Annotated in this window: 23 protein-coding genes; 5 read left to right on the forward strand and 18 right to left on the reverse strand. The window is 72.7% G+C overall.

Features of this window, described 5'->3' with window-relative positions:
* Positions 1-30 precede the first annotated feature (30 nt).
* The 13 genes from ACLQ26_RS23940 to ACLQ26_RS24000 all read right to left on the reverse strand — a co-directional run bounded on the left by ACLQ26_RS23940 (position 31) and on the right by ACLQ26_RS24000 (position 15,482).
* Complete coding sequence (locus ACLQ26_RS23940) at positions 31-801, reverse strand: ABC transporter ATP-binding protein (RefSeq protein WP_425746561.1); 771 nt, start codon at positions 799-801, stop codon at positions 31-33.
* Positions 801-1,544 (reverse strand): ABC transporter ATP-binding protein, encoded by a 744-nt coding sequence (locus tag ACLQ26_RS23945; RefSeq protein WP_425746562.1) that lies wholly within the window; start codon positions 1,542-1,544, stop codon positions 801-803. The genes ACLQ26_RS23940 and ACLQ26_RS23945 overlap by 1 nt, the downstream gene beginning before the upstream one ends.
* Positions 1,541-2,554, reverse strand: coding sequence for a branched-chain amino acid ABC transporter permease (locus ACLQ26_RS23950; protein WP_425746563.1), 1,014 nt, complete (start codon positions 2,552-2,554; stop codon positions 1,541-1,543). Before ACLQ26_RS23950 ends, ACLQ26_RS23945 begins: the two co-directional genes overlap by 4 nt.
* Complete coding sequence (locus ACLQ26_RS23955) at positions 2,551-3,447, reverse strand: branched-chain amino acid ABC transporter permease (RefSeq protein ID WP_425746564.1); 897 nt, start codon at positions 3,445-3,447, stop codon at positions 2,551-2,553. The genes ACLQ26_RS23950 and ACLQ26_RS23955 overlap by 4 nt, the downstream gene beginning before the upstream one ends.
* Positions 3,444-4,637 carry an ABC transporter substrate-binding protein gene (locus ACLQ26_RS23960; protein WP_425746565.1) on the reverse strand — a complete coding sequence of 398 codons (1,194 nt, stop codon included), beginning with the start codon at positions 4,635-4,637 and terminating at the stop codon, positions 3,444-3,446. Before ACLQ26_RS23960 ends, ACLQ26_RS23955 begins: the two co-directional genes overlap by 4 nt.
* Positions 4,638-4,676: 39 nt before the next feature.
* Positions 4,677-5,081 (reverse strand): roadblock/LC7 domain-containing protein, encoded by a 405-nt coding sequence (locus tag ACLQ26_RS23965; protein WP_007460021.1) that lies wholly within the window; start codon positions 5,079-5,081, stop codon positions 4,677-4,679.
* Between the two features lie 16 nt (positions 5,082-5,097).
* Entirely contained in the window at positions 5,098-7,470 is a 2,373-nt protein-coding gene (locus tag ACLQ26_RS23970; RefSeq protein WP_425746566.1) for a sensor histidine kinase, read from the reverse strand.
* Positions 7,471-7,724: 254 nt separating this feature from the next.
* Positions 7,725-8,204: a helix-turn-helix transcriptional regulator gene (locus ACLQ26_RS23975; RefSeq protein ID WP_425746567.1), complete on the reverse strand. Its 480-nt coding sequence runs from the start codon at positions 8,202-8,204 to the stop codon at positions 7,725-7,727.
* Positions 8,205-8,457: 253 nt separating this feature from the next.
* Positions 8,458-9,750 carry a cytochrome P450 gene (locus ACLQ26_RS23980; protein WP_425746568.1) on the reverse strand — a complete coding sequence of 431 codons (1,293 nt, stop codon included), beginning with the start codon at positions 9,748-9,750 and terminating at the stop codon, positions 8,458-8,460.
* Between the two features lie 370 nt (positions 9,751-10,120).
* Positions 10,121-11,071 carry a hypothetical protein gene (locus ACLQ26_RS23985; RefSeq protein WP_425746569.1) on the reverse strand — a complete coding sequence of 317 codons (951 nt, stop codon included), beginning with the start codon at positions 11,069-11,071 and terminating at the stop codon, positions 10,121-10,123.
* A gap of 87 nt (positions 11,072-11,158) precedes the next feature.
* The gene (locus ACLQ26_RS23990; protein WP_425746570.1) at positions 11,159-14,074 is read right to left on the reverse strand and encodes a glycosyl hydrolase; all 2,916 of its coding nucleotides are present in this window, start codon (positions 14,072-14,074) and stop codon (positions 11,159-11,161) included.
* Positions 14,075-14,257: 183 nt separating this feature from the next.
* On the reverse strand, positions 14,258-14,641 hold the full coding sequence (locus ACLQ26_RS23995) for an MmcQ/YjbR family DNA-binding protein (RefSeq protein WP_425746571.1): 384 nt from the start codon (positions 14,639-14,641) through the stop codon (positions 14,258-14,260).
* 88 nt (positions 14,642-14,729) lie between these two features.
* Positions 14,730-15,482: a DUF1223 domain-containing protein gene (locus tag ACLQ26_RS24000; protein WP_425746572.1), complete on the reverse strand. Its 753-nt coding sequence runs from the start codon at positions 15,480-15,482 to the stop codon at positions 14,730-14,732.
* Positions 15,483-15,731: 249 nt separating this feature from the next.
* Here ACLQ26_RS24000 and ACLQ26_RS24005 point away from each other — a divergent pair, with 249 nt between their 5' ends.
* From ACLQ26_RS24005 to ACLQ26_RS24015, 3 genes are all read left to right on the forward strand, one after another.
* Entirely contained in the window at positions 15,732-16,907 is a 1,176-nt protein-coding gene (locus tag ACLQ26_RS24005) for a lactonase family protein (protein ID WP_425746573.1), read from the forward strand.
* Between the two features lie 66 nt (positions 16,908-16,973).
* Entirely contained in the window at positions 16,974-17,099 is a 126-nt protein-coding gene (locus ACLQ26_RS24010) for a hypothetical protein (RefSeq protein WP_425746574.1), read from the forward strand.
* A gap of 103 nt (positions 17,100-17,202) precedes the next feature.
* Positions 17,203-17,505 carry a GNAT family N-acetyltransferase gene (locus ACLQ26_RS24015; RefSeq protein ID WP_425746575.1) on the forward strand — a complete coding sequence of 101 codons (303 nt, stop codon included), beginning with the start codon at positions 17,203-17,205 and terminating at the stop codon, positions 17,503-17,505.
* 35 nt (positions 17,506-17,540) lie between these two features.
* Here ACLQ26_RS24015 and ACLQ26_RS24020 read toward each other — a convergent pair whose 3' ends face one another.
* The 4 genes from ACLQ26_RS24020 to ACLQ26_RS24035 all read right to left on the reverse strand — a co-directional run bounded on the left by ACLQ26_RS24020 (position 17,541) and on the right by ACLQ26_RS24035 (position 19,751).
* The gene (locus ACLQ26_RS24020) at positions 17,541-17,882 is read right to left on the reverse strand and encodes an ArsR/SmtB family transcription factor (protein ID WP_425746576.1); all 342 of its coding nucleotides are present in this window, start codon (positions 17,880-17,882) and stop codon (positions 17,541-17,543) included.
* Positions 17,879-18,337 (reverse strand): SRPBCC domain-containing protein, encoded by a 459-nt coding sequence (locus ACLQ26_RS24025; RefSeq protein ID WP_425746577.1) that lies wholly within the window; start codon positions 18,335-18,337, stop codon positions 17,879-17,881. Before ACLQ26_RS24025 ends, ACLQ26_RS24020 begins: the two co-directional genes overlap by 4 nt.
* Before the next feature lie 199 nt (positions 18,338-18,536).
* Positions 18,537-19,463 (reverse strand): 5'-3' exonuclease, encoded by a 927-nt coding sequence (locus ACLQ26_RS24030; protein WP_425746578.1) that lies wholly within the window; start codon positions 19,461-19,463, stop codon positions 18,537-18,539.
* Positions 19,464-19,523: 60 nt separating this feature from the next.
* Positions 19,524-19,751, reverse strand: coding sequence for a hypothetical protein (locus tag ACLQ26_RS24035; RefSeq protein WP_425746579.1), 228 nt, complete (start codon positions 19,749-19,751; stop codon positions 19,524-19,526).
* 116 nt (positions 19,752-19,867) lie between these two features.
* On the opposite strand from ACLQ26_RS24035, the gene ACLQ26_RS24040 reads away from it, so the two are divergent.
* Positions 19,868-20,959, forward strand: a complete 1,092-nt coding sequence (locus ACLQ26_RS24040; protein WP_425746580.1) for a DUF4037 domain-containing protein — start codon at positions 19,868-19,870, stop codon at positions 20,957-20,959.
* On the opposite strand, the gene ACLQ26_RS24045 is transcribed toward ACLQ26_RS24040, so the two are convergent.
* Complete coding sequence (locus ACLQ26_RS24045; protein WP_425746581.1) at positions 20,946-22,208, reverse strand: MFS transporter; 1,263 nt, start codon at positions 22,206-22,208, stop codon at positions 20,946-20,948. The genes ACLQ26_RS24040 and ACLQ26_RS24045 overlap by 14 nt on opposite strands.
* A gap of 131 nt (positions 22,209-22,339) precedes the next feature.
* Here ACLQ26_RS24045 and ACLQ26_RS24050 point away from each other — a divergent pair, with 131 nt between their 5' ends.
* Positions 22,340-23,227, forward strand: coding sequence for a winged helix-turn-helix transcriptional regulator (locus tag ACLQ26_RS24050; RefSeq protein ID WP_425746582.1), 888 nt, complete (start codon positions 22,340-22,342; stop codon positions 23,225-23,227).
* Positions 23,228-23,230 lie beyond the last annotated feature (3 nt).

Here is a 23,230-nt window from a genome sequence, read left to right on the forward strand (position 1 = left end):
CTTCTGCCTCTCCGAGAGGAAACGGGTGACCTACGGGGTGTCGGCCCAGAGCCGAGGGGTCGATCGGTTGGCCGGGGAGGGCGGCGTGGCAGCGATGCCCACGATCGCCTCCAGCGGACCCGGGTCGCTGCGCGCCTCGACGGTCGGCCGGTCGTAGACGACCCGGCCGTACTCCAGCACCGCCACCCGGTCGGCGACCTCGATCGCGTGGCGGAGCTGCTGCTCGACCAGCAGCACCGTCAACCCGCCGGCGGCCAGCTGACCGATGAGGTCGCGGACCCGCGCGGCCAGATCGGGGGAGAGCCCTTCACAGGGCTCGTCGAGCAGCAGCACCCGTGGTTGACCGAGCAGCGCGCGGGCGATGGCCAACATCTGCTGCTCGCCGCCGGAGAGTTCGCAGCCGCGGTGGCGCAGCCGTGCCGAGAGCCGGGGCAGCAGTTCGAGGATCCGGGGCACCGTCCAGCCCTCACCGCCGGGTGTCGCGGCCCGCCACGGCGACGCCGCCAGAACGAGGTGCTCGGCCACCGTCAACCGGGAGAAGACCCGCCGGCCCTGCGGGACGAGGCCGACGCCGGACTGGGCGACCCGGTGGGGTTGCCGTCCGGCCACGTGGACGCCGCCGATCTCGATGCGTCCGCTGGAGGCGCGTACCAGCCCGGCGATGGTGTGCACGAGCGTGCTCTTGCCCGCCCCGTTGCGGCCCACCACGGCCTGGATGCTGCCCGGGTGCACCCGCAGGTCCACCTCGTGCAGCACGATTCCCCCGGCGTAGCCGGCGCAGAGCCGCTCCACGTACAGCATCAGGACACCCCGTCGGCGTAGGCCCGCCGCACCAGCGGCGAGGTACGGATCTCGTCAGGTGTGCCGGCGGCCACCGTCCGGCCGTCGCGCAGCACGGTGACGGTGTCGCAGAGGGCGTACACCAGGTCCAGGTGGTGCTCGACAAGCAGCACGGCTACCCGTCGGGGCAGCGCCGCCAGCAGCTCGGTCAGCCGGGCGACCTCGGTGGCCGACAGGCCGGCCGCCGGTTCGTCGAGCAGGAGCAGGCGCGGACGGCCGGCGAGGGCGATCGCGATCTCCAACTGCCGACGCTGCCCGTGGGCGAGGTGACCGGCGGGCACCGCCGCGAGATCGGACAGGCCCAGTTGGTCGAGCAGCCCGGCGGCGGCCTGGCGGGCCGCGCCCCGGGTCCCACCGGGCCGCCACCTGCGGCGTCGCATCGTTCGGGGCAGGGCGGCGACCTCGACGTTCTCGATCGCGGTGAGGGTCGCGAAGACCGCCGGTCGCTGGTGGGTCCGGTTGATGCCGCGCCGCGCCCGCGCCGCCGGGCCGAGCCGGCTGACGTCGCGTCCGGCGAAGCGCACCGTGCCGCGCTGCGGCCGTGTCGTCGCGCCGAGCACGTTGAGCAGTGTCGTCTTGCCGGCCCCGTTGGGCCCGATCAGGGCGTGCCGCTGACCGTCGTGCACGCACAGGTCGACGTCGGTGAGCGCGGCGAGCGAGCCGTACCGCACGCTGATCCTCTCGGCGCTCAGCAGGCAGTTCATACGCGTAGCTCCGACGTCGCCTCGCGGTCGCGGGTCGCAGCGGCGTCCGGTGGGCGCGGCGCGAAGACCGGACGCGGGCGGCGGGCCCGGGTGACGCCGGTGGGCAGCAGGTAGACAGTCGCCACGAACAGCGCGCCCAGCACCAGCGGCGCGTGACCGGGCAGCACCCCGAACAACCAGTCGCGGACGGCGATGACGAGCGCCGCCCCGACCAGCGCGCCGCCGACCGACGCGGTGCCGCCGATGACGACGCCGAGCAGGAGCAGGGCGGAGGTGTCGAAGCCGAAGTCGGCGGGGGAGATGTACTGCTGGGCGACGACGAGCAGGGAGCCGGCCGCGCCGGCGATCGCCCCGGCGGCGACGTGCGCGCCGGACAGGTACAGCGGCACGCGGTGCCCGCTGGCCCGCAGCCGCATCTCGTCGTCCCGGCCGGCGCGTAGCAGCAGCCCGACCCGGGTCCGCAGCAGCAGCAGGACCGCGCCGACGAGTGTCGCCACGACGACAAGCGTGTAGAGGTAGCGGGCCTGGTCGGTGGCCAGGACCGGCAGTCCCCAGAAGGGACGGACCCCGGCGATGCCGGCCAGGCCGTCCGTCCCGCCGGTCACCGACCGCCAGCGCCCGAGGACTGTCACGGCGAGTTCGCCGACGGCCAGGGTGATCATCAGGACGATGACGCCCCGGGCCGGAACGACCAACGGCAGGGTCACGGCGGCGAGCGTCGCCCCGGCGAGCGCCGCCACGGCGACCTGCACGACGCCGACGTCGGAGACCTGGCTGCCGAGCACCGCGCTGGCGTACGCGCCGGCGGCGTACGGCGCGGTCTGGCCCAGGGTGGGCATGCCGGCGACACCGGTGAGCAGTGCCACGCTCACTCCGACCAGGCCCAGCGCCAGCGTCCGGGCGAGAATCGCCGAGGTGTAGTCGTCCACCACCCACGGCGCCACGACCAGGCCGGCCAGGACGAGCGTCGCGACGGCGGCGCGTACCCGACGGAGCACCTCGTCCCTCACGTCGCCGCCCACCGCAGGGCCAGGCCGCGTGCCCGCACGGCGAGCACGGCGGCCATGGCGGCGAACAGCAGGAACGGGGCGGCGGACGGCAGCAGCGCTACGCCCAGGGTCTGGATCTCCCCGATCGCCAGCGCCGCGAGCAGGGTGCCCACCATGGACCCGAGGCCGCCGAGGACGACGACCACAAGCGACAGCAGTAGCACCGTGTCGGCGGTGTCCGCGCCGGGGCCGATGATGGGCGCGCCCAGGACGCCGGCCGCGCCGGCCAGCGCGCCACCGGCGGCGAGCACACCCACCCTGATCCGCGCCGGGCTCACGCCCAGGCAGGAGACCATCTCCGGGTCGTCGACGGCGGCGCGGACCAGCATCCCGGCCCGGGTCCGCCGCACCGTCAGGTAGAGCCCGGCGGCGAGCGCCGCCGCCACCACGATGAACACCAGCCGGTACGCGGCGTAGCGGTGCCCGGCGACCTGTACCGACCCGTCGAGGGCGGCGGGCACCAGGACCTGCGGATCGTCGGGGCCGAAGCCGGCGACGAGCAGGCTGCCGCCGGCCAGCGCCACCCCGAAGGTCAGCAGCGCCTGGGTGAGATGGTTGCCGGCGGCGACAGGTGTGAGCAGGCCGGCGAGCAGCGCACCCGCCGCGGCGGCGGCCAGCACGCCGACCCCCAGCGCCAGGGCCAGACTCGCCCAGCCGCCGTCGAACACCGCCGCCGCGGTGTAGCCGCCGATCGCGTAGAACATGCCGTGCGCCAGGTTGAGGATGTTGGCGACGCCGAAACAGAAGACCAGGCCCGCCGCCGCCACGAAGACGAGCAGCCCGTAGGCGACACCGTCCAGCGCCGGGATGACGTACGGGTCGATCCGGTTCGGGCCGGCCGCCACCGCGATCACCGGCCGATGGTCGCGAGGTCACCCACGACGGTGTTGGACAGCGCCCGGCCGTCCTGGCGGACCTGACGCAGGTACCACTTCTGCACCGGCGAGTGGGTGACTCCTGAGAACTGCCACGCGCCGCGTGGGCTGGCGATCTGCCCGAGCTTGCCGATCTGGGCGTTGATCGCCTCCGGCGTCGGGTCGTCCCCGGCGGCGCCGATGGCCCGGTCGAGCACCGCCGCCGCGTCGTACGACGCAAGGGCGTACGTGGTGGGCGATCCGTCGTGCTTGGCCTTCCACGCCGCGACGAAGCCACGGTTCTCGGCGTTGTCGAGGTCGGGGGAGTAGTTGAGCACCGAGAAGATGTCCCGGGCCGCCTCGCCCTGCGCGTTGAGCACGCCGCCCTCGGTGAGGAACCCCGCCGCGTACAGGGGGACGTCCTTGATCTCGGACTGCGCGTACTGCTTGACGAAGTCGACGGCGGCGCTGCCGGCGTAGAAGGTGTAGACCGCCTGCGCGCCGGATGCCTTGATCCGGGCGAAGTACGGCGTGAAGTTGGTGGTGGCCGGGAACGGGGTGAAGGTGGTCTTGCCGTCGGGGTTGGCGAGCGTTCCGCCGGCCTTGGCGAACGCCTCGGTGAAGCCGCGCAGCTCGTCCCAGCCGCCCTGGTAGTCGGGGCCGATGGCGTACACCGAGCCCTTGACGTTGTCGCGGACGTGCTGGGCGATCGCGGCGCCCGGCTCGTCGGAGAGGTACGAGGTGTGCCAGACCCGGGAGACGTCCTTGATCTCCGGCCGGCCGTTGGAGCCGACGAGCGGGACCTTGGTCTCCTGCAGCAGGGGGTAGACGCCGGCGACCGACCCGCCGCCGACGATGCCGGTGAGTGCGGCCACCCGGTCCTGCTTGAGTAGCTTGGTCGCCGCCGGCACGGCGGTCGCGGCGCCGTTGCCCTCGTCGGCGACGACGAGGTCCACCTGCCGGCCGCCGAGCTTGCCGTCGTGCGTGTCCAGGTACAGCTCGAAGCCGTCGCGGATTTCCTTGCCGACGGACTGGTACGTCCCGGACAGCGAGGCGAGCAGGCCGATCTTGATGGATCCGCCGCCGGTCGTGCCGGGCTCGTCGGCGGCGCAGGCGGTGCTCGCGCTGAGCACGAGTGCGAGCAGCCCGGCGGTGAGGGCACGGCTGCGCGCGGGGGTGGTGAGGGACATGTCGTCTCCAGGGGAAGGGGAGGGGTCGGGCGGTGGGGGTCAGCGGCTGCGGGCGAGCGCCGCACGGGCCGCGGGGGTCAACGCGTCGCCGATCCGGTTGGCCAGCTCCGTCATCTCGTAGGAGACCTTGCCGACGTCGCACTCGGGTGCGGCGAGCACCAGCAGCGACGCCCCGTCGTTGAAGGCCATGGAGAACATGAAGCCGCCTTCGAGCTGGGTGACGTTGGAGATCACCGCCCCGGCGTCGAAGAACGCCGCAGCGCCCCGCAGCAGGCTGACCAGGCCGCTGCCTGTCGCGGCGAGCTGGTCGGCCCGGTCCGGCGGGAGGTCGCGGGTTGCGGCCACCATCAGGCCGTCGCTGGAGATGGCGATCGCATGGCTGACCTCGGTCGCGCGCTCGGCGAAGCTGTCCAGCAGCCAGCCGAGGTCCTGGTGGTCGGTCACGTGCCCTCCCTGTCGGTCATGAGTTGCCGAGGTTGATCGGGGTCCGCCGGCGGGCCGCCACTCCGCGCGCGTACGCGGCCATCGCGGTGGCGACCTGGGCCGGGTCCCGGTATTCGGAGCGTTGCTGTGGCGGGGGCGTGATGACGCCGCCGGGCACCAGGTGCCGCTGCGGCTGTCGTTTGGGCAGGCCGGCATTGGTGGTCGCGGCCACGTCGGGGGTGTGCGCCGCAGCGGCGGTACGCCAGGCGTCGTCGGCGGGGCTGGACCACTGCCTGTCGTCGGAGGCGTCGACGTCATCGGCGTGGAACCAGTGGTTGACCTGTTCGAAGATGAGCAGCTCCTCGGTCGGCGCGTCATCGGGGTCCGCGCGGGGCGTCGGGCGGAACACGGGCGCCGCCGGCAGGGGCCGCGCCGCGGGGGCGTGCCCGGCGGTCGGCCCCGGCCGGTACGGCGGGGGTGCGGACGTGCGGGCGGCCCGCCGCGACAGCCGGCCGGGCGCGAGCAGGTACTCCTCCGGCGGCAACGACCGGATGATCGCGGCGGGCAGGGTCGCCTCGGCGAGGGTGCCGCGGCGGGGGCCGCGACGCAGTTGGACGCTGGCGCCCAGGCGGGCCGCGAGCTGGCCCACGACGACCAGCCCCATGGCCCGCACGGCGGCGACGTCGATGGCGGGTGGCCGGGCCAGCAGATCGTTGAGCTGCTGCAACCGCTGTGCGGGCAGACCCACGCCCTCGTCGCTGATCTGGATGATGACCCGGTCGCCGAGGCTGCGGCCGCTCACCCAGGTCTCGCTGGCCGGCGGCGAGTACGCGGTCGCGTTGTCCATGAGTTCGGCGAGCAGGTGCACGACCTCGTCGACGGACTTGGCGGCCACGGCGACGTCGCCGTCGACCATGCCGAGCCGGATCCGCGCGTAGTGCTCGATCTGGGACAGGGCCGCCTGGAGCACCTGTTGCAGCGGTACGTCGTGTTGGCGTACCCGGCCGACGCCGACGCCGCCGAGCACGAGCAGGCTGGCGTTGATCCGGCCCATCCGGGTCGCCAGGTTGTCCAGGGTGTAGAGCTGGTGCAGGCGGTCGGGGTCGGTCTCGTCGCGTTCGACCCGGTCGACCTGGGCGAGGACGGCGTCGACCAGCCGCTGTTCGCGCCGGCTGAGGTGGATGAAGATGTCGGCGGTGTTGGCGCGCATGACCGCCTGTTCGGCGGCGGTCCGCACGGCGGCCTGGTGTACGGCGCTGAACGCCTGGCCCAGCTCGCCGATCTCGTCGTCGCTGGAGGGTTCGAGGGCGGCGGTGGATTGTTGGCGGGCCAGTTCGTCGGGGTCGACGCTGGCGCTGTCGGGGCGTTGCAGTCGAGCCACCACGGCGGGGAGTTGTTCGAACGCGACGGCGTTGGCCGCGTCGCGCAGGCGTCGCAGCCGGCGGGTGATCTGCCGGGCGACGGCCCAGGTCACCAGGGCGGTCAGCAGCAGCGCCAGCAGCACGCCGACCGCCTCGGCCACGGCCCTGCGGCGTTGGTCGGCGTGGGCGGCCCGGACGTCGTCGAGCACCGCGACGTCGACGCGTCCCCGCAGGTCGGCGAGGCGGGCGGCGCGCTGCTGTGTGGTGGACACCCAGTCGGCGGTCGCCAGGCGCAGCGGCGTGCCCGGCTGGGCGCGGGACACCTCGTCCTGCATCCGTTGCAGGGCCAGCGCCTCCTTACCGCTGCCGGCCTGCTCCCACCAGATGCTCCACTCGGCCGGGGCGAGGGCCAGGAACGACAGGCTCGACTCGGTGTAGCTGGTGCGGGCCGCGGTGATGTCCTGCTGGGTGGCGGGGGTCAGCTCGCCGGCCGCGGCGGCGCGCAGCACGGCGACCTGCTGCTGGCCGATCGCCTCGGCGGTCTTCGACAGCGCGGCCGAGGCCCGGATGCCGTCGGCGAGCCGGGCGTTGACGACGCCGTGCGAGACGTTCTCCCGGAAGGTGATCAGGTCGGCGATCGCGATGCGGTAGCTGAAGGTCATCGCGGACACCGAGGCGTGCTCGGCCGTACGGACCTGGGTGCGCAGCGGGGACAGGCCGTCCAACGCCGCGTCGACGCGGCGCAGGAGCGCCGCGTTGGCGTCGGCGGGCACCCGGTCGCGCTGTCGGCGGTACCGCGCGACGGCGGCGTCGGTGGCGGCCAGCTCGACTCCGAAGGCGTCCTGCTGCTGCCCGTCGGGGTGGGTGAGCAGGTCGGCGGCGGCGACGCGTTCGCGTTGCAGCCGGTACGCCAGGTCGCCGGCCTCGGCGCCGAGGCGTGCCACCACCTCCAGGTCGCTGGCTCGGGTCGTCTGGCGCGCGCTCTCGGTAAGCGCGAGGCCGGCGAACCCGATCACGGCCACCAGGGGCGCTGCCACGATGAGCCGCATCCGTCCGGCGATCTTCCAGGCGCGACGACCCCTCGGGTAGGGTCGGGCCGCGTGGGACCTCGTGCTCGACGCCAAGATTGACTCCCACGACTCGTCGATGACGGTCTATACGCACCTTGCCGAATGCAAGTCCCATTCCGCCGGAACCCGCGCTCGGAGGCCAGACCTGGCGGTGGTACAAACTGGCCGTACCAGCATCTGTACCCACAGTCAGCGGCCGGTGGCGTCCCAGCGGTCGGTCGCGGACGCCGCGCTCAGCGCTTGTCGTCGAGGTGCTCGGGCGCGCGGCGCGGCCCGGGGTCGTCCGCCTCCGGCTGGCTGTTGAGCACCTGGCCGATCAGCTCACGCAGCTCGTCGATGGCGTCCACCACGGCGCCCGGGTCGCGCGCGTCGCGCCGACCCCGCTGGCGCGGCACCGGCGGATCGAGTCGCGCCTGCTCCGCCGATCGTGGGCCCCGTCGGCCGTCGGCCGCCAATTGCTCGGCCGCGACCTGCGGCCACAGCGACGCCAGCACGCCGCCGGTGTCGAGCACGTCGTCGCAGCGCACCGCGAACTCGTGGCTGCCGAAGCGGCGGCCCGACTCCACCGCCGCGACCGTCTCCCGGCTGAACCGCACCAGGTCCGCCAGTGCCCGCTGGGTCAGTCCCCGTCGGACCCGGCAGCTGCGCAGCGCCCAGCGAAATTGTTGGCTGGCCGCGGAGTGAGCGGCGCTCGGCGGGGGCGTGTGCTCCATGCGCTCACCTTCGTGGCACCCGCGAATCAGCAGCAGGTGCCAGATCGAGACTGGCCGATGGGCTGAACATTCATAGGGGGCAATTCTTAACCCTGGACACGATGGGTGTGAAGACGTACGCCGAAACCAGTCGCCGCGCACAGTGTGCGAGGCCAGGCGTCCGACGTGCCCCGAGGTGGCGGGAGCGCGTCGGGTCGAGCCCAACCGGCCGCCTCGATTGGCCCGCAGGTCAGCGCCATCGGCGTCCTCGTCGTCAGGCGGCCCGCGCCTCGGTGGCGGCGGCCGGAGCTGCCGTCGGGCCGTCGGCGGGCGCGAGAATATCGATTGTCGCGACGAGTGTGTGGTGTGCGCGAAACGAAACATTGGGGTGGAACGAACGGCTGTGCTCGGGTGTCAGACGGAGGCCGGGAATGGCCTCGGCGAGTCGGGTGAGAGCTGCGCCGGCCTCCAGTCGCGCCAATGCGGCCCCGATACAGAAATGCGGCCCGTGGCCGAACGACAGGTGATCGGCGGCATCGAGGCGGTGCGGGTCGAACCGGTCCGGTTGGGCGAACACCGCGGGGTCCCGGTTCGCCGCGCCGATCATCAGCAGGCAGCGCGCCCCCGCCGGAATGGTGGCCCCGCCCACTGTGACGTCGCGGCGCGTCACCCGCAGCCAGCCGTCGATGGCCGGCGCGAACCGAAGGGTCTCGGTCACGAAGTCGGGCACGGATCGCGGGTCGGCGACGAGCGCGCGCCACCGCTGCGGTCGGGACAGGGCCTCGTCGAGCGCGTGGGCGAGCAGGCCGGCGGTCGTCTCGTGCCCGGCGACCAGGAGGTTGAAGGCGAGGCTCGCCACCTCCGGCACGGTCAGCACCGCGTCGTCGTCGTCGCGGTAGGCCAGCGCCCGGCTGATGAAGTCGACGCCGTCGCCTCCACTGTCGAGCCGCTGCCGCACCAGGTCCTGGCAGTAGTGCCAGAACTCCAGCAGACCCCGAGCCAGGCGCACCTGCTCGCCCGGGTCCGGCTGCCCCCAGATCAGGGCGACCTGGCCGTCGGCCCACCGCCGGATCTGGTCGACGTCGGCGTCGGGCACCCCGAGGATGTCCAGGATGACCAGCAGCGGAAGCTCGGTGGTGAAGTGGCTGACGAGATCCACCCGCCGGCCCGCTCGGTCGACGAGCCGGGACACCAACTCGTCGACGCGGCGACTGACGATCGCGCCGTACTCGGCCTCGGCCCGGTCCGGCGTGTTGGCGAAGGTGGCCCGCAGGGCGCGGCGGGTACGCGGATGCGTCGGCGGGTCGGCGGCGGCCGTCGTGGGTGGCGCGTCGATCTGCGTGATGACGCTCATCGCCTCCGGGCAGACCTCGTAGATCGGGGCGAGGGTGAGGGCGTTACCGAACGTCGCGGTGTCGGCGAGGGCGCGCCGGACATCCGCGTGCCGACTGATCAACCACAGCCCCAGATCCTCGGCGTAGGGCACCCGATCGGGATCGTCGAGAATGCGTCGCCAGGCGCTGGCGGGATCGGTGAGATAGACCCCGGAGAACGGATTCAACTGCATCGAGCGCCTCCTGATACGCCGCGTGCAATCAACGGCGCTCGCATTCGGGGCGTCGCCGAAGGCGGGGCCGACAATGGTGCGCAACCGCCGTGCGCCCTTCACGGTGCGCCGGTCCAATGTGCAAGTCAAGATAGGTCGATATCTATTTACCGGTCGCGCCAATTGTCGACCGCAGAACCGTTCCGGCCTTGGCGGGACGCACCTTGCATCCCGGCGCTTGCCAGTTCCGTCGCCAGGTGCAGGCCCGATGCGTGTCCTCCGTCCACGGTGGTTGGTGGGATTACCAGTTCCTGCAAATCCTCATTCCCGACAACGATTCCGCGGGACGACTGTGACGCCGGAGCGGGAGGCGCGACCCTGGCGAGGGCGTTCAGCCGTCGGCGCTGCGGCCCACAGGCGTGGTCAGGTGGGCAAGCCATCCACGCAGGCGCCCCAGCGCGCCCGCCGATTCGAGCAACGACAGTCCGCCGCCCACCATCGCCACGCCCGCCGTGGCGGCGACCATCCCGACCGGGTACTCCCGCGCCGGGAACGCCAGCAGGCCCAGCACGGTGACCGCCGCCCCGCTGAGCGCCAGCAGCGCCCCGGCGAGGGCGTCCCGCCGCTCGGCGAACACGAAGACGAGCGTCACGCCCAGCCAGCACAGGCCGGCCACCGCGACCACGACGGCGGTCACCACGGACCCCTCGCGGGCCAGGCTGACGCCGGCCGGAACGCTGGGCACGCCCAGCGCGCCGGCCCGGGACCAGAACACGCGGGCCTGCCGCAGCAGATCGAGGCCGGCGCTGTCCGTACCGAAGAGATCCCGGCGGTGAAGGAGGACGAGGAGGCCCACCAGCACGGCGAAGGTCCCCAGGGTCACCCCGACGAGCCGGCCGCCGGCCCGCTCGACGCGCACGGCGTCGGTGACGACGAACAGACCGGCGGTGCAGACGCTGATGCCCGCCAGCGAGGTCAGAGCGGTTGCCCGGTCCCGGGCGACGAGCGCGGCGCAGGCGATCGCCACGACCGCCACCAGGGTGAGCGGCCCGGCCCACGACGCCGGCGTCGTCACGGCCAGCGCGACACCGGCGACCGCGACGGCGAGCATGATCCGGGGCAGCGCCTCGGCCAGCGGGGCGCGCTCGTCGAGTCGGTGGTGGCCGTACACCACGGCCACCACCAGGAGCACCGCGCCGACGGCGACCGGCGGGAGGACGGTGGCCAGCTGGTTCAGGGCCACGGCCGAGCCCGCCGGGCCCAGCCACCCGACCAGCCGCGGCCGCCACCGCTCCGTCCCGGCCCGCGGTGGGGAGGGCTGCGGTTCGCGTACGGACGACATGCCGCCAGCCTCGCACCCGGGCACCAGTCCGCGGCGAGTGCTCGCCGCCGGCCAAGGCGCGGCCGGCGGCGAGCGAGAGGGTACGGATCAGGAGTACGGAAGGCGCAGCACGGACTGGTTGCCGACGCCCACTGTGGTGGGGTTGTTGCCGATGGCCGACCAGACCTCCACCCGCACCGTGCCGTTGCTCAGCGTGCCCAACGAACCGGTCGCCGAGGCCAGGCCGACGGCCTGGGTGTAGTGCTCGTAGCCGGCCACCGGGTCGGTGGCGAAGTAGCGCCACGTCTCCGTCCGGTCCCAGCTGCCGTTGCCGGTCAGGTCGTAGGACACGCGTACCTGCACGCCGTTGCCCACGGCCGCGCCGGCGTCGAGGAACAGGTCGAACGTGGTCTGCGCCCCGGAGTAGGCGAGGTTGAGGCCTGTCGCCGTGAAGACCTGCGCGTTGGTCGGCGTACCGTCGTGGTTTCCGTTGGCGGCCGCGACGGTGGTCGTGGCCGCGCTGCCGGCGGCGCCCAGCCCGCCACCGGGCAGCAGATAGCGCGTGGGTGAGCCCGAGCTCGGTGGCGGCGTGGTCGGTGGCGCGGTGGTGGGAGGCGCGGTGGTCGGCGGGGCGGTGGTGGGTGGGGCTGTGGTCGGCGGGGTCGTGCTCGGCGGCACGCCGCCGGAGGCGTTGCCACCGCTCCAGGTGTACGCCCCGGTGGTGGCCGTCCGGCCGGCAGCCACGGTGAGCCGGGTGCCGGTGGAGAACGTGACGGTGATCGGGTTCGCCGTCGGGTTCGACGCCACGTAGGTGCGTGCCCCGTTGCGGGAGAAGACCGCGCTCAGCGGGTGGTTGGCGGTGACAGTCGTGTCGACGGTGCCCAGCGCCGCCAGGTTGCGGATCCAGTGGAAGGTGTGCGCGCGGCTCTCCCCCTCCTCGGGCGTGTAGCCGGGGTTGGCGCGCAGGTTCGCCAGGGCCGCGTCGCCGTCGCCGAGGGCCTGGAACTGCCAGAGGATGTCCTGCCACACCGTCGGCGGCCCGCCGTTGTTGCGGACCAGCTCGGCGTAGTTGGTGCGCACGTACGCCGGGTTGTTGCCCAGGTAGAGGTGCCCGCCGGTGACCGGTAGCAGGTTGATGCCCTGGATCATCTCCGGCTCGCCGCTGAACCAGGTGGCGTACGCCCCACCGTCGCCCCAGACCATGCCGACAGTCGAGTGCCCGAAGGCGGCGGGGAAGTTCTGGTCGCTGGCGTCGAACCAGTACTCCTGAATGGCGGCGGCCTGCGTCGTGTAGAGGAAGATGCCGGCGTCGCGCACTGCGGTGTCGCCGGTGACCTGCCCCCACTGGATGAGGGCGTTGGCGAAGTTCATCCCCTCGGAGGACGACTCCTGGTTGTTGCCGGAGCCGAACGAGCCGTGCCCGGAGGCCCAGTCGTGGCCGGCGTAGATGTCGAAGTCCCGCAGGTACGGAAAGCGGGTGTCGTCGCGGCGGTAGTTGTTGGCGTCGCGGATCAGCAGGTCCACCATGCCTCCGTAGCGGCTGGTCGCGGCCCACGACCTGTCGAACTTGGCGAGCGTCGCGGCGGCGGCGATGAAGTAGCCGTAGTGGAAGTGGTGGTCGTTGAGTTCCTGGTCGGAGCCGTACGACGCCGGGTAGCCGATCAGGGTGCCCCAGTTGGCGTCGTAGTAGAAGAGCCTCTGGGTCTTGCCGCTGGACGCGGTGAACCAGTCGGTGAGGGTGCTGCGGATCGCGTTCAGCGCGCTGTCGCGGGTGGCCGTGTCGTTGACCAGGTCGGCGACCTCGGCCAGCCGGGCGGCCCGGCCGAGCCCCTTGCCGGTCCAGTACGTGTCGTTGCCCCGCTGGTCCGTCGGGTTGCTCCGGGCGGCGGCCAGCTGGCCGGTGAGCGTGGCCAGGTCCGCGCCGCTGCCGTCGCCGACGGCGGGCAGTTCGGGCAGGACCCCCTGGAACGCCATGGCGGTCCGGAACTGGTTGACGCCGGTGAGGACCTTCATCCGGCCGCGCGCCGACGGGTAGGTGGGCGTGATCGGGGTCGAGCCGGCCAGCGACTTCCACTGGTGCGGGTAGAGGCTCACCACTGTCTGCGTGGCGGTCCCCTCCCGGGCGGTGGTGGTGAACGCGTACGTCGTGCTCAGGCCGTTCGTCGTCGGGTCGAAGGCGTAGGAGACCCGGGTGCCGGTGACGTGGGCGTGCGCGTACCGGCCGTAGGTGGTGGCCAGGTCGGCGCGCTCGGTGGCGTTCGCCGTGGGAGGCAGCAGGGCGACGGAGAAGTAGCCGCGACCGGCGAGGGCGGAGGAGATGCGGCCGCCGCTGACGGCCCAGGTCGCGCCGCCGGGCGCGTACGCCACGTAGTCGTGGCCGTTGACCCGGAAGCCGATGGTGGCGCCGCCGGTGGACCAGACGTCGGCTGTGCCGGACGTGTTGATCACCGCGTCGCCGCCGCTGGCCTGGAAGTACGCGAACGGCAGGCCGTGGCCGATGGTGGCGCGCAGGGTGCGGGTCCCGTCGCTCCAGTACGGGCTGACAGTCCAGTCGGTCCAGCCGTCCACAGTGACCTGGGGCGCGGCGAGCCCGGCCACGCCGACGCGGATGTCCTGCACGTACGGGTAGTGGTACTCGCCGACGCCGGTGGCCGTGCCGCTGATGGCGGGTGTGGAGTTGGCCGAGAAACCGAGACCGTCGGTGAACGTGTCGTACGAGGTCGGGTGGGCGTGCAGGGGCTCGCTGAAGGCGCAGTCGGTGCGCTTCCACAGCAGCGAGGACCACCAGTCGTTTGTGGGCACGGCGCCGACGGGCGCGTTGGCGGTGGCGTACTGCCGGGGGTTGCCCGACATCGCGCCGCAGCCGGTGGGGAGCGCGCCGACGGGTGTGGTGGTGTAGCTGCCGGCGCCCACGGGCGCGGCCTCGGCGGCGCGGGTGACGGGGATCGTGAGGCCACCGACGACCAGGGCCAGGGCGGTGGCGCCTGCCACAGCCCAGCGGCGGTGGGGGACGGGAGGTTTCATGGTGCCTCCATCGCGCGTCCCGGTACGGACCGTGTCGACCCGGGCGCGTAGCGTCTGAATTGTGGAAAACGTCGATCGGGAGAGCGCTCTCTCAGTCGGCACGGTAATCGATCGTCGAGATGCCCGTCAATGTGTCGGTCCGGTTGCGTGCTGATGTCGCAAACTGATCGCCCACCGTGTCGGCTAGCTTCCCGCCGCGCGAGCCCCGTCCAGGTCGGTGTGCAGCGCGTCCGGCGCACGCATCCGCCACGCGTCGGTCACGAGTTCGTTCAGGCGGTCGACGTCGACGGCCGCCAGGCGCAGCATCACCAGCGGCAGTCCGTCGTACCCGGAGGTCGTGAAGAAGACCTCGGGCTCGCCGAGCAGGAGGGCCTGCTTCTCGGCCTCGTCCCCGACGAACAGCACCGCGATGTCGCGCCGGAGCACCCGTGGCCTGCCCGGCCGGCGCTCGGGATAGGACCAGACGAAACCCTTGTCGGCCACCCGGAAGTCGAAGCCGTCGCTGTCGATCTCGACCGTGTGGGGCAGGGCCAGGGCCAGGCGGCGTACGTCGTCGGCGTCAGCCACCGAGACTCCGCACCGCGCGTGCCATCAGCATGTGCCGAGGTTACGCACCGGGACCGACAGCCGTCGGGCGGGCCGGCCACCGGTGACGTCAGCCGGCCGCAGCGGCCAGGTCGACGGCCGTCGCGCCGACGATCGCCCGGTCGCCCTCGCGCTGGACGTAGCCGATCACCGTGGCGCGGCGACTGTCGAGATCCGGCGGCGTGGCCAGTTCCACCCGGCCCTGCTCGGCGTCCAGGGGCACCGACGCGAAGGCGCGCACCACGTTGTCCTGCCGCAGCGTCCGGCCGGCGTTCTCGCCGCGGGCGATCTCGCTGTCCAGGCCGCGCTGCACCACCGCCACATTCACCACGGCGCGCTGCGGCAGCCGCTGCACGCGATAGTCCAGCGCCATCTGTCCGCCGTCCACGACGTCCGGCACGGACAGCGTGAGGGGTGCGGTGGTAGCCGACGTCAGGGCGGACGCGATGGCGCTCGCCGCCCGGCGACGGTCGGAGCCGACGAACTCCACGGTGCCGTTGACGATCATCTGCGGGGTGTAGAGCCCTCCGGTGCCGAAGCCGCGCGCGTACGCCTCCTGCCGCGCGGTGTACGCCGCGTCCGCGAACTGGTCGGGCCAGCCCAGGTCGTCCCAGTAGTCGACGTGGAAGCCGAGGGCGAAGACCGGATCGCCTCGCGTCCGGGCGTCATGGTCGATCTCGGTCAGCAGCTCCTCGGCCGGAGGGCAGCTGTTGCAGCCCTGCGAGGTGAACAGCTCCACGACGGCGACGCCGCCGCCCGTCGCCGAGGACGGCGGAGCCGACGAACGGGCAGGGTCCGACACGTGGGGCGACGGGTTCGTCATGGCATCTCCTCCCAGAGCTGCTGGCGACCCCTGCGATTCCCGTTACCGCACCGACAACGCCTGGTCACCGGGGTCGCGAGGGCCGACGGGTGCGTCCAGGGCCGGCGGGTGCCGCACTACCACGAATCCTCCGTTACGCCCGGAGATGCCACTTACGGGTAAACCGCGTCTAAGTGGCGTCATCCTCCGATAGCTTGCCAATGAGAGGAAACCTCGTATTTTCTCCCCAAAGCGGCTAAGGAGTCAGTAATGAAGCGCAGCGTAGCGCTAGCGGCGGCCCTCCTGGTGGGTCTGACCAGTGCCGGATCGCTCCCCGGAGCTGCCTTCGCCGACGGCGGCGGCCCGGCGGGCAACCACGACGAGCGCGGGGGAGGTGGAAACCACCACGACAGCGAGGGCGCGGTCTTCGTCCAGACCAACAAGGCCGAGGGCAACACCATCAAGGTGTACGACCGGGACGAGGACGGCCGCCTCAGCAAGGCGGGCGAGTACGAGACCGGCGGGCTGGGCGGGTTCACCATCGGTGCGCCGGTCGATGCACTGGCCTCGCAGGGATCCTTGATCTATCACAAGGGGCTGCTGTTCGCGGTGAACGCCGGCAGCAACACCGTGACGGTCTTCGGGGTTGACGGCACCAAGCTGCACAAGCTTCAGGTCATCTGGTCCGGGGGTCTGCTGCCGGTCAGCGTCGCGGCTCGTGGTGACCTCGTGTACGTCCTCAACGCCGGCGGCGAGGGCTCGGTGCAGGGGTTCGAGCTGCACAAGGGGCGCCTGTCGCGGATCGAGGAGGCCAACCGGTCGCTGGGGCTGCACAACGGCAACCCGCCCGCGTTCGGGACTGCCCCGGCCCAGATCAAGATCGACCCGGACAGCGAGTTCGTGTTGGTGTCGACCAAGGCCGCCAACGTCATGTTCAGCTATGAGATCGGTCGTCACGGCGAACTGGCCCGGAACCCCGTCATCAGCGACGCGGGGGACGGTCCGTTCGGCTTCACCTTCGACACCGACGACACGCTGCTGGTCACCGAGTCCAACGCGAACGCGGTCAGCCGGTTCGAGCTTGAGGACGACGGCGCGCTCGACCAGGTCGGGCCGTCGGTGCCCAACGGCCAGCAGGCGACGTGCTGGATCCAACGCGTCGGCGACTTTTTCTACGCCGGCAACGCCGGCAGCTCCACCATCAGCTCCTACCGGGTCAACGACCACGGCAAGCTTGAGCTGGTCAAGGCCGTCGCCGTCGACACCGGCGGCGGGGCGATCGACATGACCACAAGCGACGGCTTCCTGTACGTACAGAACGCCGCCGCCGGCAACGTGCAGGGCTACGAGGTGGACAAGGACGGCTCCCTGAAGCTCGTCACCACCGTGGAGGGCCTGCCGAAGTTCACCGACGGCATCGGCATGGAGGGCATCGCCGCCTCCTGACGGTCGACACCCCGCTGGTCCCGGTCGACACCGACCGGGACCAGCGCGCGTCCCCGCTCTGGTTTCGTGGCCGGTGGGCTCGGCGTCGACGAGACCGCCGGCATCGACCGGATCGAGCTGCTTCCGCAGGTCCTGTTCGCCGCGATCGGCGTGGCCGTCACCGCCGCCGCCTACGGCCGCCGACGCCCCTGACGTCCCCGGGCCGCTCCACTCCGCCCGGCGCGGAGCGGACCCGCCCGTGCACCATGGCGACGACCGCAGGTGGTCGCCACGGGCGCTGTGCTTGGATGGTCCGGTGCAGTTCACCGTGACAGAGGCGCCGACGCGGGAGCGGTTCGAGGCGCGCGACGAGACGGGCGCGGTCGCCGGGGTCGTCACCTACCAGCTGACCGGCGCCATCATCGCCTACACCCACACCGAGGTCGATCAGGCGTACGAGGGTCGCGGCGTCGGGTCGACCCTGGCCCGCGCCGTCATGGACGACGCCCGGGCCAGGGGACGCACCGTGGTGCCGATCTGCCCGTTCCTCGCCGAGTGGCTGGCCAAGCACCCGGAGTACGAGGACATCGTCGTGCGGTCCACCCGCAAGGTGAAGTAGCGCCGGGCTCAGTGCCTCCCGCGACTCCTTGAGGCTCAGTTGTCGGTGCGGTGGCGTTCGATCGTCTCGGCGATCCGCCTGATCCGGCGGAGTCGGGCGTCCCAGGCGTCGCCGACGGCGGCCAGTTGGGCGACCGCGCGGGCGAGCTGCGCCTCGTCGACCCGGTAGTGACGCTCACGGCCGGCCGGAGCGGAGTGGATCAGGCCGACCCGGTCCAGGACGGCCAGGTGCTTCGAGACGGCCTGGCGGGTGACGGGCAGCCGCTCGCTCAGCGACGTGGCGGTGCCGGGTCCGCCGGCGAGCAGCAGGTCGATCATGCTGCGCCGGATCGGATCGCCGATCGCCGACCACAGGGCGTCGTCGACTGCCGTGGTCATGACGCGGCGACCAGCTTCGCGACGTACACGCCGAGGGCGGGGATGTAGTGGTCCCACCCGCTGACGTGGTCCTGGTACTGCTTCTCCAGGACGGCGATCTCCCAGCCCATCTCGCGGAAGCCGGTCTCCGTCATGCGGATGCGGGTCCCCGCTCCGATCGGGACCAGGTCGAACGTGACGAACAGCGACTGCCCGCCCCGGTCGGGCCCGGTGAAGCACCACCGGAAGGAGAACCGCTTCGGCGGGTCGACGTCCACGACGGCGAGGTCGACCGTCGTCGTCTCGCCGGTCTGCGCGTCGCGCCACACCAACTCGCCGGGCGCGCCCTCGACCGGTTCGAACCGCGCGTCGTCGGGCCACCACTCCCGCACGTGCTCGGGCTGGCTGATCACCTCGAAGACCACCTCGGGTGAGGCGTCCACGTCGATGTCGCGTTCGATGACTCCGTACTCCATGGGTACCACCCTTTCGCAACGTTTGGTTGCGTAAGGCTATGACACCCCAACGCCTCGCGCAACCCTTTGTTGCGCTTTCGGGGGACGGTTCCGCGCTGGCGCACAGAGAGTGCGACGACGGTACGGTCCAGCCGCGCCTCACGCGTGCGTGCCGCCCCGCACGCGTGACCGCACACGCGTGCGTGCCGGGCGGTGGCGGTCAGGCGTCGGCGCGGGCGGACAGGGCGTCGACGAGGCGGCGGGCGGATCCGGCCAGGTTCCATTGGCCGGCCAGATCGAGCAGCCGTTCCGGGTCGGCGGGGGCGGTCGGCAGGGCGGTGGGCAGCTCCGGCAGCGCCACGTCCAGGGCGACCCGGACCACGGTCGGCGCGACGGCCAGGTAGTCGCGAGCGCCGGCCAGCTTGGTGCGCAGCCCCGGCGCGAAGGACGAGTCGGAGTCGTCAAGCGCGGCGAGGATGCCGTCGATGCTGCCGTACCGCTCGATGAGCCGCGCGGCGGTCTTCTCACCCACCCCCGGCACCCCGGGCAGTCCGTCGCTGGGGTCGCCGCGCAGGGCGGCGAAGTCGGCGTACCTGTCGGCCGGCACGCCGTAGCGGGCGCGCACCGCCGCGTCGTCGCAGTCGTCGAGCTTGGCCACGCCGCGCCCGACGTAGAGCAGCCGCACGTCCCGGGTGTCGTCGATGAGCTGGAACAGGTCCCGGTCGCCGGAGACCACCTCGACCGGGCCGGGCTGGGTCACCGAGAGAGTGCCGAGCACGTCGTCGGCCTCGTAACCGGTCGCGCCGACGGCGGGGATGCCGACGGCGTCGAGGACCTCCAGGATCATCGGCACCTGCGGGGAGAGCGTGTCGGGCACGACCTCGCCCCCCTGCGGGGCCACCCGGTGCGCCTTGTACGACGGCAGCAGGTCGACGCGCCATGCCGGCCGCCAGTCGTAGTCCAGAGCGCACACCATCCGGTCGGCGCCGCGACCGCGGATGAGCGTGGCGAGCATGTCGAGGAAGCCACGCACCGCGTTGACGGGCTGGCCGTCCTCGGTGCGCGCGGCGGACTCGGGGATGCCGAAGTAGGCCCGGAAGTAGAGGCTGGGTGCGTCGATCAGCAGGATCGGGGATCGGTGTGCCACGTCCGACAGCCTGGCACAGCCCCCCCGACGATCAGCGGTACGCCCGGCCGCCCGGCGGCGTCAGCGCCGCTCGTCGTGGCGGTAGACGGTGTCCCGTCGGGCGAGGTGCTGCACGACGTAGCTGGTCACCAGCAGCAGGATTGCCACCAGCACCTCGACCCAGGCGGCGACACCGTCGGCGGCGGTGAGCCCGATGACCAGCAGGACCAGGCCGACGAGCGCGAGGACCCCGGCCCACAGTTGCCGGCGGCGGCGGGTCGCCGCCCGGTTCGCGTCGTTCGCTGTCACGTCGGCCCTCCCGGTTGCGACCCCGTACGGGCGTCCTTCCAGGCTATGGCCCCCGCCCCGGTCCTACCCGGAAAACCACAGTGCGGGCAGGCCCTACGACGGCGCAGACTGCCGGTGTGGTGTTTCTTCCCGGCCTGGTGCTGGCCCGCCGGTACCACGACGAGGTGGTCGCGCCGATCCTGCGCGGTCGTCTCCCGGGCCTGCGGTACGCGGCAGGGCTGCTCGACGGTGGTTCCGAGGTGCTCGGCCTGGACACGACGCGGTCCACCGACCACGACTGGGGACCGCGTGTGCAGCTTTTCGTCGGCCCGGCTGACGTCGCGGCGATCCCACAACTGGGCGCCGTGCTCGACGCCGACCTGCCGACGGAGTTCCTCGGCTGGCCCACTCGTTTCGTCGGCGACGACGGTCGACTGGGCGTCGCCGACGCGGCCGGAACGCGGCACGGTGTCACGGTCGACGAATTGGCCGCGTGGTGGCGTCGCCGGCTCGGGTTCGACCCGGCCCACGGCGTCGAGGTCGCGGATTGGCTCGCGAGCCCGACCCAGCGGCTGGCCGAGGTGACCGGTGGTGAGGTCTTCCACGACGGCCTCGACGGGGCGCTTACCGCTCGACGGGCGGCGCTGCGGTGGTATCCGCCGGACGTGTGGCGGTACGTCCTGGCCGCGGTGTGGACGCGGGTCGCGCAGGCTGAGCATCTGCCCGGCCGGTGCGCCGAGGTCGGCGACGAGGTGGGCAGCCGAGTCGTCACCGGGGGCCTTGCCAGGGACGTGCTCCGGCTCGGTCTGCTGCTGCGTCGCCGCTGGCCGCCGTACGACAAGTGGCTCGGCACGGCCTTCGGCCGGCTGCCCGGGGCGGCCCCGACGGTCGCGGCGCTGGCCGAGGCGACCGGCCCGGGCGGCTGGCCGCGGCGCCAGGCCGGTCTGGTCGAGGCCCTGGAGGCCATGGCCCGGTGGACCGACGAGACCGGTCTGGCCGCGCCGGTAGGCGCCCGGGCCGTGCCGTTTCATGGCCGGCCGTTCCTGGTGCTGCGTGCCGAGCGCGTCGCCGCCGCGCTACGCGTCGCGGTGACCGACCCGACGCTGCGGGACCGACCGCTGCTGGGCGCGGTCGACCAGTACGTGCACAGCGTCGACGTGCTCACCGACGCGACCCGGGCTCGCCGGGTGGCCGACGGCCTGTGGTCGGGTACGGTCACCGACCGATGACGGCGGCCGGACGCGGGCCCTCGTCGCGGTCGTGGTCGCTGAGGTCGCGCAGGTGCCGGACGGGGGAGAGCAGCAGCACCAGGGGCGCGCAGATGAGGGTCGCCGCGAAGACGAACAGGGTGGCGCGGGCGCCGAGCGGGCCGGCGAGCGCGCCGGCGACCAGCCCGCCGACCGGGATGGCGCCCCAGGAGACGAACCGCACTGTGGCCATAACCCGGGAGAGGAGTTCGGGTGGGCTGGCGATCTGCCGGTACGTCCGGGTGGTCACGCTGAGCACGACCGTGCCGAGGGAGAAGACGATGCTGCCGGCGGCGAAGGCGACGTAAGCCGGCCAACCGGTGCCCCCGGGGATCAGGAACGCTCCGGCGACCGTCGTGAACCCGGCGGCGACCAGAGCGCGGGCGCTGCCGAGCCGCGTGGTGATGCGGGTGGTGAGGGCCGCGCCGACGAGCGCGCCGACACCCTCGACGGCAAGCAGGACGCCGACCAGGCCGGCCGGCGCGTGCAGGTCGCGGACCAGGTAGAGCGGGTGCAGTGCGAACTGCGCGCCGCAGACGAAGTTCATGGCCGTGGCGGCCCACATGCACGGGCCCATGACCGGGTGGTACGCGACGTAGCGCCAGCCCTCGCGGATCAGCTCACCGACCGGCGGCCACTGCGCGGGCGCGTCGACGCGGCGCGCGGGCAGAGTACGCAGTAGAGCCGCCGAGACGAGGTAGCTGGCCGAGTCGACGAGCAGGGTGGGCACCGCGCCGAGCGTCTGCACGGCGAGCCCACCGAGCGACGGGCCGCTGAGCAGGGTCGCGGCGTGGGTGGCCGAGGTGAGGCTGTTGCGCGACTGCAGCTGCTCGCGCTCGACGATGCTGGGCAGGAAGGTCGAGTTGGCCACGTCGAACAGCACGTTGGCGAAGCTGACGACGAGCGCGGTCACCACCAGGTGGGTCACGGTGAGCTGCCCCCACCACCAGGCCAGCGGGATCGACGCGACGGCGAGGGCGCGGGCCAGGTCCGCGCCCACCTGGGTGCCGCGCAGCGGGAGGCGCTGCACGATCACACCGGCGGGCAGGCCGATCACGATCCAGGCGACGTAGCTGGCCGCGGCGATCAGACCCATCTGCCAGGCGGAGGCGTCCAGGACGGTGAGCGCGGTCAGCGGCAGGGCCACCGCGCCGACCGCCGACCCGACCAGACTCGTCGTGCCGGCGGTCCACCAACGCCAGAACACTCCGGCCCGTTCGTCGACGTGCATGTCGTCGGCCCCCGTCCGTCGCGCCGATGTGTTCCCGGTGTCAGTGCATTGCCGTCGGCGATCTGTGCCGTTCGTAGTGCGTTCCATTTTGGAACGGACTATAGTCGTGCCGGGTCGAAGGGAGGAAGTGGGTGCGACGAGAGGAGCTCGCGGACGCGGACTGCGGCATCGCGCAGGCGCTCGGCGTGCTGGGGGACTGGTGGACGTTCCTCATCGTGCGCGACATCGCCGGCGGCACGACCCGCTTCGAGGCGCTCCAGCGCGAACTGGGTGTCAGCCGGCGAGCGCTTACCGAACGCCTCGCCGCCCTGGTCGAGCACGGCGTGCTGGAACGCCGCCCGTACTCGGCGCACCCGCCCCGGCACGACTATCTGCTCACCGCGAAGGGCGAGGGCCTGTTGCCGGTGCTCATCGCCCTACAGGACTGGGGAACGAGGCACCTGATGGGTGACGGAGAGTTGACCGCGACCGCCGACGACGCCTCGGCCGAGGCGCGACGGGTACACGCGCTGGTGGGTCGACGGCTGCCGGAGGTCACCCTGCCCGGCGCCGACGGCCGGCCGGTCGCGTTGAGCGCGCCGGACGTCTGGAGCGTCCTGTACCTGTTCCCGGGCGCGTACGCGCCGGGAACGCACGGCTACCCGCCGGGATGGGCCCAGATCCCCGGCGCCCGGGGCTGCACCCTCGAATCGACGACGTACGCCGACCGGCACCCGGCCTTCGCCGCGGCCGGGGTACGGGTGCGCGGGATCAGCACCCAGCGGCCGGATGAGCTCGCCGAGTTCGCCGCGTACGCCGGGCTGCCGTTCCCGTTGCTGTCCGATCAGGACGGTCGGCTCGCCGCGGGGCTGCTGCTGCCGGTCTTCTCCGCCGGTGGGGTGACCCGGTTCAAGCGACTGACGATGCTCGTCGACCCGACGTCGGTGGTGCGGGCGGTGCAGTTCCCGGTCACCGATCCGGCCGCTTCGGTCGACGAGATGCTGGCTCTGGCCCGCAACCACGCGACGATCCCCGGCTGACGC

Origin of the sequence: Micromonospora sp. DT43 (assembly GCF_049841645.1) — a bacterium.
Lineage (GTDB): Bacteria > Actinomycetota > Actinomycetes > Mycobacteriales > Micromonosporaceae > Micromonospora.